13 protein-coding genes are annotated in these 14,114 nt (G+C 30.7%); 9 read left to right on the forward strand and 4 right to left on the reverse strand.

What is annotated here, in order from left to right; all coding sequences use genetic code 11:
• The first annotated feature begins 153 nt into the window (after positions 1–153).
• Positions 154–642 (forward strand): nuclear transport factor 2 family protein, encoded by a 489-nt coding sequence (locus tag B0A78_RS00870; protein ID WP_065213874.1) that lies wholly within the window; start codon positions 154–156, stop codon positions 640–642.
• 10 nt (positions 643–652) lie between these two features.
• Here B0A78_RS00870 and B0A78_RS00875 read toward each other — a convergent pair whose 3' ends face one another.
• Entirely contained in the window at positions 653–1,606 is a 954-nt protein-coding gene (locus B0A78_RS00875; protein ID WP_014165751.1) for an L-threonine 3-dehydrogenase, read from the reverse strand.
• 117 nt (positions 1,607–1,723) lie between these two features.
• Here B0A78_RS00875 and B0A78_RS00880 point away from each other — a divergent pair, with 117 nt between their 5' ends.
• Together B0A78_RS00880 and mfd are read left to right on the forward strand one after the other, a co-directional pair.
• Positions 1,724–2,353, forward strand: coding sequence for a hypothetical protein (locus tag B0A78_RS00880; RefSeq protein ID WP_065213875.1), 630 nt, complete (start codon positions 1,724–1,726; stop codon positions 2,351–2,353).
• Positions 2,354–2,358: 5 nt separating this feature from the next.
• Positions 2,359–5,712 carry a transcription-repair coupling factor gene (gene mfd, locus B0A78_RS00885; RefSeq protein ID WP_014165753.1) on the forward strand — a complete coding sequence of 1,118 codons (3,354 nt, stop codon included), beginning with the start codon at positions 2,359–2,361 and terminating at the stop codon, positions 5,710–5,712.
• A 104-nt stretch (positions 5,713–5,816) separates the two neighbouring features.
• Here mfd and B0A78_RS00890 read toward each other — a convergent pair whose 3' ends face one another.
• The 3 genes from B0A78_RS00890 to B0A78_RS00900 all read right to left on the reverse strand — a co-directional run bounded on the left by B0A78_RS00890 (position 5,817) and on the right by B0A78_RS00900 (position 7,972).
• Entirely contained in the window at positions 5,817–6,479 is a 663-nt protein-coding gene (locus B0A78_RS00890) for a hypothetical protein (RefSeq protein ID WP_014165754.1), read from the reverse strand.
• 163 nt (positions 6,480–6,642) lie between these two features.
• Positions 6,643–7,002: a YraN family protein gene (locus tag B0A78_RS00895; RefSeq protein ID WP_014165755.1), complete on the reverse strand. Its 360-nt coding sequence runs from the start codon at positions 7,000–7,002 to the stop codon at positions 6,643–6,645.
• Positions 7,003–7,069: 67 nt separating this feature from the next.
• Positions 7,070–7,972, reverse strand: a complete 903-nt coding sequence (locus tag B0A78_RS00900) for a S66 peptidase family protein (RefSeq protein ID WP_041253439.1) — start codon at positions 7,970–7,972, stop codon at positions 7,070–7,072.
• A 609-nt stretch (positions 7,973–8,581) separates the two neighbouring features.
• Between B0A78_RS00900 and metG the strand changes: the two genes are divergently transcribed.
• From metG to B0A78_RS15040, 6 genes are all read left to right on the forward strand, one after another.
• Positions 8,582–10,657: a methionine--tRNA ligase gene (gene metG, locus B0A78_RS00910; RefSeq protein WP_014165757.1), complete on the forward strand. Its 2,076-nt coding sequence runs from the start codon at positions 8,582–8,584 to the stop codon at positions 10,655–10,657.
• A 527-nt stretch (positions 10,658–11,184) separates the two neighbouring features.
• Positions 11,185–11,694, forward strand: coding sequence for a ferritin (locus B0A78_RS00915; RefSeq protein WP_014165758.1), 510 nt, complete (start codon positions 11,185–11,187; stop codon positions 11,692–11,694).
• A gap of 249 nt (positions 11,695–11,943) precedes the next feature.
• Positions 11,944–12,630 (forward strand): HAD family hydrolase, encoded by a 687-nt coding sequence (locus B0A78_RS00925; protein ID WP_014165760.1) that lies wholly within the window; start codon positions 11,944–11,946, stop codon positions 12,628–12,630.
• 349 nt (positions 12,631–12,979) lie between these two features.
• On the forward strand, positions 12,980–13,393 hold the full coding sequence (locus B0A78_RS00930; protein ID WP_014165761.1) for a response regulator: 414 nt from the start codon (positions 12,980–12,982) through the stop codon (positions 13,391–13,393).
• Positions 13,394–13,398: 5 nt separating this feature from the next.
• A complete protein-coding gene (locus B0A78_RS00935; RefSeq protein WP_014165762.1) occupies positions 13,399–13,941 on the forward strand; it encodes a heme NO-binding domain-containing protein in 543 nt (180 codons plus the stop codon).
• Between the two features lie 4 nt (positions 13,942–13,945).
• Positions 13,946–14,114 (forward strand): hypothetical protein (locus B0A78_RS15040; RefSeq protein ID WP_133065775.1); only part of this gene is annotated, 169 nt, incomplete at its 3' end.

Raw genomic sequence — 14,114 nt, forward strand, 5'->3', positions numbered from 1 at the left:
CTTTACACTACTCATTTAGTGGATCAAGTCAAAAACTTGTGGGATTAAGCAAATTAATTCCCGTTGATTACCCCCCTTGCCGCCTGAATCCTTCTTATCAGAATAATTATTTGAATACAAAATTTATGATTCTTTAGAATAAAAACAACTAACATGAGTAAAACTTTTTTATTATTACTACTTACACCCTATTTATATTTAGCTCAAGCAAGAGAAAATACCGAAATCAATACTTTGCTAAACAATTGGCATAAAGCTGCCTCAGAAGCAAAATTTGACCTCTATTTCAAGGATCTGTCAGACCAATCCGTTTTTATTGGTACTGATGCCACAGAAAATTGGAATAAAAAAGCTTTTATGAATTTTGCTAAACCTTATTTTGACAAAGGAAAAGCATGGAGTTTTTCAACCTTAAAAAGAACCATTTATTTGTCTTCCGATAAAAAAACAGCTTGGTTTGACGAACTACTAGAAACTCAAATGAAAATTTGCAGAGGTAGCGGTGTCCTTATTAAAGAGGGTAAAAATTGGAAAATCAAACACTATGTATTATCTATGACAATACCAAATGATAATACTTCTGAAGTAATCAAAATTAAAGCGCCTATAGAAGACGCTTTAATTGAAAAGTTAAAAAAATAATTACCAAAAACTATTTGTAAATATTTTCTTTTAATTGTTTGATCATTTCAACTGTCATTGATTCTAAATCGAAATCATTTTGCCAATTCCAATCTTTTCTTGCGCAAGAATCATCAATACTCGCAGGCCAGCTATCTGCTATTTGTTGACGAAAATCAGGAGCATAATCAATCGTAAAATCAGGATAGTGCTTTTTTATTTCCTCTGCTATTTCTGCTGGGGTAAAACTCATAGCGGCTAAATTATAAGACGATCTGATTTTTATATCTTCAGCAGGTGCTTCCATAATACCTATAGTAGCTTTTATAGCATCATCCATATACATCATAGGTAACCCTGAATTTTCAGATAAAAACGAGGTAAATTTACCTTCTGTAATTGCCTTATGATAAATATCTACTGCATAGTCAGTAGTTCCTCCTCCTGGAGGTGTACTCCACGAAATGAGTCCTGGATAACGCAAACTACGTACATCAACTCCGTATTGTTTGTGGTAATACTCACACCATCTTTCTCCTGTTTGCTTACTAATTCCGTAAACTGTTGAAGGCTCCATAATGGTGTATTGAGGAGTGTTTTCTCTTGGAGTTGTAGGACCAAAGACTGCTATACTGGATGGCCAGTATATTTTTTTAATTTTTCCAGCCTTAGCTAAATTTAAAACATGAAAAAGAGAATTCATATTCAAATCCCAAGCAAAAGCAGGATTTTTTTCAGCAGTAGCTGAAAGTAATGCAGCCATCAGATAAACATCTGTAATTTTGTATTTTTCAACTAAAAATTCTATTTGGTTGTAATCCAGTGCATTTACAACTTCAAAAATTCCATTATTTACTACATCGATATCTAATTTTCTAATGTCAGAAGCAATTACATTTTCTACGCCATACACTTGACGTAATTTTTGTGTCAGTTCGGTGCCTATTTGTCCACAAGCTCCAATAATCAAGATTTTCGTGTCCATTTATAAATAGTTAGTCGGCAAATATAAGCATTTATTAGGTATGCCTTTTCAAGATCTGTGATACATTTAGTTTCCATTAGACAAAAATTGTACTTTTGTAATCTATAAATTTAAAAAATGAAATCTTTTTTTCTCTATAATTTAGGATTGATCTTATTGCTTCTTTCTTGTAAAAATGAAGAACAAGACAACTCTATTGAAATTCAAAAATCAATTAAACAAAAAGAATTGGTTTTTAATTCTTTAGATAAAGCATGGTTTTTTTCTGAAAGAAAATTAACCCCAGAATCAGAATTTATCGCTTTAAACTGGAATGAATGGCGTTTGTTTATCAACGAATTAAAACAAAAGCCTAAAAGTTCTATTAGTGCTTTTAAACTAAAAACTAAAAATTTAGTACAAAAAGTAGATCTTTTGCCTAATACAATTCCTATAAAACTTCAAAAGCCTCAAATTAATGTAAGGCTCTCGGCCATCATTACAAAAGTTAAGGCTCTAAATATGTTCTTAAATATTGATCGAATTCCTGAAAAACGGGTAATAAAACTGGTTTCAGACCTGAATTTAGAAGTAAATGCTTTTAATGATCAAATCGAAGAAATTGTACGTCGTAATCACATCCAAATGGAAGAAGGTGAAGAAGATATGATTAAACACGTTGGTGGAAAAAAATTAGAGCCGTTAGTTAAACCTGACATTCAAAATCCACAAGTAGAAGAAGTTCCATCATTTGAAGAAATAAAGTAATTATTTTGAGTACCGATTATATAAAACAGCTATTTTCCAATCAATCTAAGATCAATCAAATATCCGCTTTACTAAGTGGCGACAACAAGATTCATCTTAAAGGTTTGTTAGGCTCATCCCTATCATTTATTATAGAAGCCTTATTTGAAAAAGCAGATAAAACTTTTTTATTATTAGCTAATGAAAAAGAAGAAGCTGCTTATTTATTAAACGATTTAGAACAATTAATTGGCGCAAAAGATGTGCTATTTTATCCCAGCTCATACAGAAGACCTTATCAAATTGAAGAAACTGATAATGCAAATGTATTGCTTCGATCAGAAGTGTTAAACCGAATTAATTCTAGGAAAAAACCTTGTGTCATCGTTTCCTACCCTGAAGCTATTTTTGAGAAAGTGGTTACCAAAAAAGAGTTGGATAAAAACACTTTAAAAATTGCAACAGGCGATAAGGTTTCAATTGATTTTATTAACGAAGTACTCTTTGAATACGATTTTAAACGCGTTGATTTCATTACAGAACCTGGTGAATTTTCGGTTCGTGGAGGTATTTTAGATGTATTTTCTTTTTCCAATGATAATCCGTATCGAATTGAATTTTTTGGCAACGAAGTAGACAGCATAAGAACCTTTGATGTAAGTACGCAATTATCTATTGAAACTAAAACTAAAATTACAATAATTCCTAATTTTGAAAATAAATTATTAGAAGAAAAACGCGAAAGCTTTTTAGAATACATTAATCCTAAAACTTCTATTTTTATACAAAATACGGATTTATTATTAAACAATTTGGATAAACTTTTTGCAAAAGCAGAAGAAAGTTTTGAAAAATTATCTAAAGATCTTAAACACGCTACTCCTAATGAATTGTTTGTAAATCAAGAAACATTTATCAAACAAGCATTACACTTTTCAGTAGTAGAAATATCCACTAAAGCTACTTTTAAAATTCAAAATACTTTTGAATTTTATATAAAACCACAACCTTCTTTTAATAAACAATTTGATTTATTGATGGAGGATTTAAAAAATAATCGCCAAAATAATTTAAAAAATTATCTATTTTGTGCTAATGAACAACAAGCGAAACGTTTCCACGATATTTTTGAGTCGATGGATGAAGAACAACATGAGCATTTTGTAAAAGATTATGAAACCATTGTACTCCCTTTATACCAAGGGTTTATTGATGAAGAAAATCAAATAGCCTGTTATACTGACCATCAAATTTTTGAGCGTTACCATAAATTTTCTATTAAGAATGGCTATGCTAAAAAACAAAATATTACATTAAAAGAATTAAATTCTTTAACGGTAGGTGACTATGTAACACACATAGATCATGGTATCGGAAAATTTGGTGGTTTACAAAAAATTCAGGTTGAAGGCAAAACACAAGAAGCTATTAAGCTAATTTATGCTGATAATGATATTGTATATGTAAGCATTCATTCATTACATAAAATATCTAAATACAATGGCAAAGATGGTACTCCACCCAAAATATATAAATTAGGTTCAGGTGCTTGGAAAGCTTTAAAACAAAAAACAAAAGCCCGTGTTAAACACATTGCATTTAACTTAATTCAACTATATGCTAAACGCCGTTTAGATAAAGGATATGCTTTTGCGCCTGATAGTTATTTACAACACGAACTAGAAAGTTCTTTCATTTATGAAGATACACCCGACCAACTAAAAGCAACTCAAGATGTAAAAGCGGATATGGAAAACGAACGTCCAATGGATCGTTTAGTTTGTGGCGATGTGGGATTTGGTAAAACTGAAGTTGCTATTCGTGCCGCTTTTAAAGCAGTAGATAATAGTAAACAAGTAGCTATTTTAGTTCCAACTACAATCTTGGCATATCAACACTTTAGAACATTTAAATCTCGTTTGAAAGACTTACCTGTAAATATTAGTTATCTAAATCGTTTTAGAACAGCTAAACAAAAATCTGAAATTCTAAAAGATTTAGAATCTGGTAAACTGGATATTATAATTGGAACTCATCAATTAGTAAACAAAAATGTTAAGTTTAAAGATTTAGGTTTGCTCATCATTGATGAGGAACAAAAGTTTGGTGTAAACGTAAAAGATAGGTTAAAAACGATTGCTACCAATGTAGATACATTAACACTAACAGCAACACCTATTCCTAGAACATTACAGTTTTCATTAATGGCGGCAAGGGATTTATCAGTAATTAACACCCCACCTCCCAATCGATATCCTATTGAAACACAGGTAATAGGATTTAATGAAGAAATCATTCGAGATGCTATTTCGTACGAAATTGAAAGAGGAGGTCAAATATACTTTATCAACAATCGTCTCGAAAATATCAAGGAAATTGCTGGAATGATCCAACGTTTAGTACCTAATGCCAAGGTTGGTATTGGTCATGGACAAATGGAAGGAAAACAATTAGAAGAAATTATGCTTTCATTTATGGAAGGCGAATTTGATGTTTTAGTTGCTACCACCATAATTGAAAGTGGTCTAGATGTACCAAATGCGAACACAATTTTCATCAACAATGCCAATAACTTTGGGTTATCTGATCTACATCAAATGCGTGGGCGTGTAGGACGAAGTAACAAAAAAGCCTTCTGTTATTTTATAACACCTCCTTATTCCGTAATGACTGAAGAAGCTCGTAAACGCATTCAGGCATTGACACAGTTTAGCGAATTAGGCAGTGGTTTTAATATTGCAATGAAAGACTTAGAAATTCGAGGTGCTGGCGATTTATTAGGTGGTGAACAAAGCGGTTTCATCAATGAAATTGGTTTTGAAACCTATCAAAAAATCATGCAAGAAGCCATAGAGGAATTAAAAGAAAACGAATTTAAAGATTTATATCCCGAAGAAAGCAATATTGAAACGAAAGAATATGTAAAAGATCTTCAAATTGATACTGATTTTGAGTTACTTTTTCCAGATGAATACATAAACAGCGTAACTGAGCGTTTAAGCTTGTATAATGAATTGGCTATTATTAAAACCGAAGAAAAACTACAAGAATACCAAAAACAACTGGAAGACCGTTTTGGCAAATTACCTAAATCCGGTTTAGCCTTATTAGATAGCTTACGTTTAAAATGGAAAGCAACGCATTTAGGAATTGAAAAATTAGTATTAAAACAAGGTAAACTGGTTTGTTATTTTGTAGGTGACCAACAAAGTGATTACTACCAATCTTCTCGTTTTCACAAGGTATTACAATTTGTACAGCAAAACGCAAATCTTTGCAAGATGAAAGAGAAAGAAACTAAAAATGGACTTCGTTTGCTATTGACTTTTGAACATGTAAAATCAATTAAAAAAGCATTGGAATTAATTGAAATGATTTAAAAACCACACTATCCCACAAAGTGTTTAAGTTAAAAAAAACTCATCAAGAAAATTAATTTTCTTGATGAGTTTGGATAAAATCACTTACTTAGTTGAAAAAAATTCTATTTTGTTAACTTTAAGTCCTTAATTATTTTAAAAGCTTTATCCACCACATTATCATCTACTAATACCGTGAATTCGTTAGAGGTAGAAATTACTTCATATATCACAATACCTTCCCAAGCAAGACGCTGGAAAATAAAATAATAAATACCTGGAGTAACCGTATTTTCCTTAGGAAGTTTAACAGTTATAGAAGAAAGATTTTCTAATTTTTGAGTTAACCTTTCATCCTTGAAATACTTATCTATAAGCTCACTTACAGAATCACTAACAACTATGTTCGTTTCATTAACACCTCTCGAGGAAGTAAAAAACACATCTTGACGTTTATTTAGCTCAGTTATCAATTCGGCTTGTTTCTGAAAAATGGTATCAGAAACTAAATACGTATAATCATTCAAAGAAGATCGAACTGTTATTTCACCGATTTCCCTTAAAACCTTCGTGATTTTATGGTTTACCTGAAAGCTTAAATCTTCCGACAGTCTCTTGAGAGCCATAATAATAGCGCCTTGTTTTACATCTTTTCCTAATTCAGCTTCGAGCTCTTCAGTGATTAATCTTGCTAACGAAGTAAGATTGATGATACCTTGCGATAACGCATTTAATAAAAATGGCTTGGACTTGATGTAGTTTTCTACTACAGAAGAAATTGTTTTCATCTCTGGGGAATTTAAATTTTAATTTTCACTCATTGTTAGTTCGTTTTTTAGAATGTGTAATATAAAATAAATAACCTCACGGCTTGCAAATATATTTATAATTGACTAAATAAATATATTTTTTTGTTAAATATAATTTATTGTTTTATTTATTTGTATTTTATTAAAAATAATAAAACGCATCAACTAAGTGTTCTATTGTGTGAATTTCATTTTTTTTTATTATTGCTATAATATCAAAACGAATTTCAAGGTCCAAATCTGTTTCTTGAACGTACTCATCTATAGCTTTTACTAATAATTTTATTTTCTTTTTATCAACAAAATCTTCAGGGTTACCGTAGTCAACGGAAGTTCTTGTTTTTACTTCTACTACAATTAACCAATTATCTTTTCGAGCAATGATATCTATTTCAGCTTTTCTAGCTTGATAATTTTGCTGTAGAATTTCATACCCGTTTTTTAATAAATAGTCTACCGCTATTTGTTCTCCTTGCTTTCCTATTTCGTTATGTTCTGCCATACCTGCTCTTGTTTTTTATTAACGATAATTCTTTTTGAACCATTGCAATCTATATTCAACTCCTTTTTTATCGTTCAAAAACAACCTTAGAACATTCTGTATTTACATCTAACACAATTTGAGCTCCTAAAGTTAAAGCTCTATTATCCCTAATGTGTCCAGCTGGAAACTCAAAAACAATGGGAATATTGTATTTTTTAGTTACATCGTCTACAATTTGAAGTGCATCTTTACCCCAAGGAATTTCATTATCCTTCATTTTAGTCATTCCTCCCACTAAAATTCCCTTAATGCTTTCTAAACATCCATTTCGCTTCAGATTCATCATCATTCTATCAATATGATATAAATATTCGTCTAAATCTTCTATAAACAAAATTTTATCCGTACAGTCAATAGCAGATGATGAACCAAACAAACTATACAAAATAGACAAATTTCCTCCTACTAATTCGCCTTTTGCTGTTCCTAAACGATTCATAAAATGTGGTAAAATAGTGTACTCCAATTGTTCATCGTTAAATAATGCTATTCGCATAGATTCTTTTGCCTCTTTAGTGGCTTTAGCTACCGTTACAGGCATAATACCATGAATGGTTTTGTACCCCATTGTATTCAAATGGCTATGTAAAACGGTTACATCACTAAAACCGACAATCCATTTTGGATTTTGTTTAAACTTCGTAAAATCTAATAAGTCAATCATTCGTACAGTTCCATAACCTCCACGTACACACCAAATCATTTTAATATTAGGATTATCTAGTTGCTCTTGAAAATCTTTTGCACGCTGTTCATCAGTTCCTGCTAACTGATTTAAATCTAAACCAATCGTACTACCTATTTTCACTTCCAATCCCCAACTTTTTAGTAAATCTATTGCTGGTTTTAAATTATCATCTAGGTTTTTACGAGCTGTAGCCACAATAGCTACAGTATCTCCTTTTTTTAAATACGGTGGTGTAATCATTTTTTTTTGTGAGTAAGAATAACTAAAGATTAAACTAAATAAAAGGTAAAATTTCATATTTTTTGAAAAAACACTTACATATCACAAAACTAAATAATAAACCAAAACAAATACGTATGAAAAGATATTTACTTACACTAATATTTCTAATTTGATTAATTTTTTGTTTTAAAGAAACCATAGAATTACAGCTATTTCTAAATTTAAGTTCTTCTAAATAGGTTCGAAAACCATTGAAAACCAAAATGAAATAGAACTTATCTTATGGCTCAATAAATCAACCAATTTCTTCTTTGTATAGAATGAATTAAGGAGGAATTCTTTTATAAATAGTTCTACTCTAAATGAAATAAGTAATAAACACACAGAAATCGCCTGTGCTTTGTAGTATGAGTCAAACTCTGCAAGGTATGTCTCTACAAAAATTTTAGTTTAAAATTTTGGGTAGAAAATAATCTTTTAATTTGGTACTTTTTACACCTTTTCATGTTTAATTTTTAGTTTTTTTTTTTATCTCATGCTTTTTTTATCTCAATACAAAATAGAATAGTATTTTTGCAACCTTAAACTTATACTTGTTTCAGATCGTTTTTAAAAAATTGATTTACTATGATAACGAATCCTAAAAGATATACAATTACAGCAGCTTTACCTTATACTAACGGACCCATTCATATTGGTCATTTAGCTGGGGTATATGTACCATCTGATATCTATGCTCGCTACTTACGCTTACAAGGTAGAGATGTGGCTTTCATTTGTGGAAGTGATGAACACGGTGTAGCTATTTCTATGAAAGCTAAAAAAGAAGGTATTACACCGCAAGAGGTAATTGATAAATACGACGGAATCATTCGTAAATCATTTGAAGACTTTGGCATTTCTTTTGATAATTATTCAAGAACTTCAGCAAAGATACATCATGAAACGGCTTCTGCTTTTTTTAAAAAAATGTATGAAGAGGATCAATTTATTGAGGAAACTACAGATCAATTATTTGATGAGCAAGCACAACAATTTTTGGCAGACCGATTTGTAATGGGAACTTGTCCTAAATGTGCTAATGAAGAAGCTTATGGGGATCAGTGCGAAAAATGTGGAACTTCTTTAAATGCAACGGATTTAATTAATCCTAAATCAACCATAACAGGAACAACACCTATTCTAAAATCAACAAAACACTGGTTTTTACCTTTAGATCAATACGATGCTTTCTTGAAAGAATGGATTATTGAAGGTCATAAAAACGATTGGAAATCAAACGTATACGGCCAAGTAAGTTCATGGTTAAATGACGGGTTAAAACCTCGCGCAGTAACACGCGACCTAGACTGGGGGATTGATGTCCCTGTAAAAGGTGCCGAAGGTAAAAAACTATACGTTTGGTTTGATGCCCCTATTGGCTATATTTCTTCTACTAAAGAATGGGCAAAAAAGGAAGGTAAAGATTGGGAACCTTATTGGAAAGATCAAGATACCAAATTGGTTCACTTTATCGGAAAAGACAATATTGTTTTCCATTGCGTAATTTTTCCTGCCATGCTAAAAGCACATGGAGATTATATTTTACCCGATAATGTACCCGCTAATGAGTTCTTAAATTTAGAAGGAAATAAATTATCTACTTCTAAAAACTGGGCGGTATGGCTGCATGAGTATTTATCTGACTTTCCAGAAAAACAAGATGTATTGCGTTATGCTCTAACAGCTAATGCTCCAGAAACAAAGGATAATGATTTTACTTGGAAAGATTTTCAAGCAAGAAACAATAATGAGTTGGCAGCCATCTTTGGGAATTTTATCAATCGAGTAGTTGTATTAACTAACAAATACTACCACGGAATTGTTCCCACTCCAAATACTTTTACAGAAGTTGATGAACAAACATTAACAGAGTTAAAAGCCTATCCAGCAGTAATCGCTTCTTCTATTGAGCGTTATAGATTCAGAGAAGCATTAGGTGAAATGATGAATGTAGCTCGTTTAGGCAACAAATATTTAGCTGATGAGGAGCCTTGGAAAATGGTCAAAACAGATCCAGAACGTGTAAAAACACAAATGTATGTAGCTCTACAAATAGCAGCTGCTTTACGTGTATTAACGGAACCCTTTTTACCTTTTACAGCTAATAAATTAGCCAAAATATTAAATCTAGAGCAACTAGATTGGAACAAAGTGGCTGAAATATCGGATTTATTACCCGCAGGGCACCTCATCTTAACTGAAAAAACAGATGTTTTATTTGCCCAAATCGAAGATGCTGAAATACAAAAACAAATTGATAAATTAGAAGCAACCAAAACGGCTAATGCTGCTCAAAAAGCTTCAACAAAAAATACTATTATGCCTCAAAAAGAAACTGCAACATTTGATGATTTTTCAAAAATAGATTTACGTGTAGGAACCATTATCGAAGCTGAAAAAATGCCAAAAGCTGATAAGTTGTTGGTTTTAAAAGTAGATACAGGAATTGATGTTCGTACGATTGTTTCAGGAATTGCAGAACATTTTACTCCAGAAGAAGTGGTTGGTAAGCGTGTAACCGTTTTAGTAAATCTAGCGCCACGCGCTTTACGCGGCGTAGAAAGCCAAGGAATGCTTTTGCTAACTCAAAATACCGAAGGCAAATTAGTTTTTGTAAATCCTGAAAATGAAGGCGTTGAAAATGGAGCTACTATAGCTTAATACATATTTTTTTTAAAACATTATAGAGGGTTTCCAAAAAGTATAATTAAACTATTCCGTTTGGTCTTAAATAATAAGAAAAATGACGTTATCAAGACTGTGTCGTTTTTTATTGTCATCAAACATCTTATAGTTATAATCTTTTGGGATACCCTCTTTTAGAAAAACACATTTACCCTTAATTACGCATTAGAAATTTATTACAGATCAAACAACTTTGAATCTAAAAAAAGCACTTCTTTTTTATCCTAAATGAAGCAAAACCCATTCTACCATAAGAAATTCCTAGGCCTTTTTGTCTTCTTTGCCTTTTCATCTTCATCACAAAGTCTAACACATAATCTGGATTTAACGGGTAATGTATAAACATCCAATAGGATTCAATAACACTAAACTACACAAGTAATTTATTACTTTACAATCCTTTCTTCCTTCAAAATACTCCGTCATCTAAAGGAAATAATTAAGTAACCTACCAATAAAACCACATTTTTTCATACCTTTGCCAAGTAAACAAACCTATTTTTATGTTACAAAAAAATATTGAAGACGCGTTAAACAAACAAATTAGAATAGAGGCTGAATCCTCACAGGTATATTTATCTATGGCTTGTTGGGCAGAGATACATGGTTTTGAAGGAATTGCCCGTTTTATGTATTTACAATCTGATGAAGAGCGTATGCACATGCTTAAATTAGTAAAATACGTAAATGAGCGAGGAGGGCATGCCTTAATAACCGATTTAAAAATGCCAAAAACATCTTTCAGTACTTTTCAAGAAATGTTTGAAGAATTATACAAACATGAATTATTTGTATCCGATTCAATCAATGAATTAGTTCACATTACTTTTGAAGGAAAAGATTATGCTACACATAATTTCTTACAATGGTATGTAGCAGAACAAATAGAGGAAGAAGCTCAAGCTAAATCTATTCTAGATAAAATAAATATGATCGGTGATGATAAAGGTGGATTGTATTTATTTGATAGGGATATACTTCAGATAACAAATAAAAATAATGAAGCAAAATAACGCTTGTTTTGAGCAAAAAAGAAAAAAATAAAAGCAAAGATAGTCACGAAAAAGCTTTAGAAAGATTGCACAAAAAAGCTGAAAAGTGTAAATCAAAATGCTGCGAAAAATACAAAAAAAAAGAATCAAAAAGGTGCAAAAGATGCCCTATGTTTGATTTGATTGAAAAAATAAAGACTCCCTCAAAATGAGGGAGTCTTTTTATTTTAAATAACCTATTTTTGAAAAAAATACTTAAACTCATTAAACATGACTTCCAAAATAATCGCTTTTGATGCAGATGATACTTTATGGCACAATGAACCTTACTTTGACGAAGCCCAAGAAAAATTTTGTACCTTATTTCATAGCTATGCCTCACATCAGGAAATTTTACAATTAATACTAAACAATCAAATTAAAAATTTGTCTCTATATGGTTTTGGAATTAAGGGGTTCACTCTTTCTATGATTGAGTCAGCCTTACAATTAACTCAAAATCAAATTTCTGGAAATATTATAAATAAAATCCTACAGATAGGGAAAGATTTATTACTAAAACCTGTAGAATTGCTTCCAGAAGTAGAAGAGGTACTAAAACAATTAAAAGATAAATACAAATTAATTGTAGCCACAAAAGGTGATTTAAAAGACCAACATCGCAAACTACATGATTCAGGATTAGGTCATTATTTTCATCATATTGAAGTAATGACAGATAAAACAGAGATTGACTATACTAAAATGCTAGGCAGATTGGATATACAAGCTCAAAATTTTATGATGATAGGTAATTCTTTAAAATCTGATATACTACCTGTATTAAACATAGGAGGTCATGGTATACATATCCCTTATCACACTACTTGGGCTTATGAACGAATTGACTTTGAAATTAAGCATAAAAACTTTAGCGCTGTTGAATCTATTAAAGACATATTGCTCCTACTTCAATAAAATATTTTGATAGATAAAGACACAACTTATTCCTCCTTAGAATTAGTAAATTTGAAACCTTATAATCTGTAAGCAACTGTCCTTTAGCTATTCCCGTACATTAAAATACACAAATTTATTGTGCCCTCACTCATTGCGTATACAACTAAACAATAGTATTCCTTATATTAAAAAAGAAAAGTTTTTTATGTATCTAAAAAAACAATACATATAGTTTAATCTTCGTCGATACATTCGTGTTATTAATCTTTTTATGATAACCAATCAACTAATAAGATTCCACAACCTTCATCAAATCATTATTTTTGAATGTTTACTACAATAATTTTTATTAAATAAATTTTTGGGAATGAAAAAATTACTAAACATTCTTCTTTTAGAAGATGATAAAATTGAGGTTATGAAATTCAACAGGGTAATTAACTCATTAAATCTAGTCCATAAAGTTATTGAAGCAAATAATGGTGTCGAAGCCCTAGATATTTTAAAAAACAAAGACATTTTACCCGATATAATCGTGTTAGATTTAAATATGCCAAAATTAAATGGGATTGAATTTCTAAAAATCTTGAAAGAAGACGAAAGGTTAAAATATATACCATCTATAATCCTTTCTACCTCTAGTAACCACAAAGATTTATTAGAATGTTACAAAATAGGAATAGCAGGCTATATTATTAAGCCTCTAAAATATGATGAATATGTTGAAAAAGTTCAATCTCTTTTTGAGTATTGGAGTCGTAATGAATTAATTTCACATTGATTTTTATGTATGGAATTGTAAATAAAGCTATTCAGGACTTAATTATATCCAATTTTGGAGAACAAAAATGGAATGAAATCCGAAATAAGAGCGGTATAAATCATGACTATTTTATAAGTGGACAGTCTTATGATGACGATGTAACATACAAATTAGCAAATACAACCGCTCAAGAGTTAAACCTCACAGTTGATGATGTTCTCACGACTTTTGGAGAGTGGTGGATTTTAAAAACAACTCAGGAAAAGTATCAGGGTTTAATGGAGTCAGGAGGTACTTCTTTAAAAGATTTTTTGATTAGTCTTCCTTTATTTCACAATAGAGTTATGCTTATTTATCCCAATTTAACTCCTCCTGAATTTAAAGTCTCTGATATTTCCGAAAAAAGTCTTAACTTACACTACTTCTCCATAAGAGAAGGTTTACAGGCTTTTGTAAAAGGGCTGATTCAAGGTTTAAGTATTTTATTTAAAACCCCTGTTGAAATCAAAATCATCAAAAGCCGTAATAAAGGGGATACTCACGAGATTTTTAATATAAGTTGGTAGAATTATGAATAATATTCAATTCAATTTTAACGTAGATGAGTTTAATTCTATTTTTCCTTTTCATATTTTAATTGATGACCAATTAAAAATCATAAGTTTAGGAAAAACATTAAATAAATTACTGCCTGAAATTGAGTTAAACACATATTTTATAAAATCATTTAATTTTCAAA

Source organism: Flavobacterium columnare NBRC 100251 = ATCC 23463, from assembly GCF_002530675.1.
In the GTDB taxonomy this organism is placed as follows: domain Bacteria; phylum Bacteroidota; class Bacteroidia; order Flavobacteriales; family Flavobacteriaceae; genus Flavobacterium; species Flavobacterium columnare.

Bases quoted from the DNA above. Each gene is read 5' to 3' on its own strand.
- B0A78_RS00925 (WP_014165760.1), top strand. From the start codon at position 11,944: ATGACTTCCAAAATAATCGCTTTTGATGCAGATGATACTTTATGGCAC.
- B0A78_RS00930 (WP_014165761.1), top strand. From the start codon at position 12,980: ATGAAAAAATTACTAAACATTCTTCTTTTAGAAGATGATAAAATTGAG.
- B0A78_RS00880 (WP_065213875.1), top strand. From the start codon at position 1,724: ATGAAATCTTTTTTTCTCTATAATTTAGGATTGATCTTATTGCTTCTT.
- B0A78_RS00900 (WP_041253439.1), bottom strand. From the start codon at position 7,972: ATGATTACACCACCGTATTTAAAAAAAGGAGATACTGTAGCTATTGTG.
- B0A78_RS00870 (WP_065213874.1), top strand. From the start codon at position 154: ATGAGTAAAACTTTTTTATTATTACTACTTACACCCTATTTATATTTA.
- B0A78_RS00935 (WP_014165762.1), top strand. From the start codon at position 13,399: ATGTATGGAATTGTAAATAAAGCTATTCAGGACTTAATTATATCCAAT.
- B0A78_RS00875 (WP_014165751.1), bottom strand. From the start codon at position 1,606: ATGGACACGAAAATCTTGATTATTGGAGCTTGTGGACAAATAGGCACC.
- B0A78_RS00915 (WP_014165758.1), top strand. From the start codon at position 11,185: ATGTTACAAAAAAATATTGAAGACGCGTTAAACAAACAAATTAGAATA.
- metG (WP_014165757.1), top strand. From the start codon at position 8,582: ATGATAACGAATCCTAAAAGATATACAATTACAGCAGCTTTACCTTAT.
- B0A78_RS00895 (WP_014165755.1), bottom strand. From the start codon at position 7,002: ATGGCAGAACATAACGAAATAGGAAAGCAAGGAGAACAAATAGCGGTA.
- B0A78_RS00890 (WP_014165754.1), bottom strand. From the start codon at position 6,479: ATGAAAACAATTTCTTCTGTAGTAGAAAACTACATCAAGTCCAAGCCA.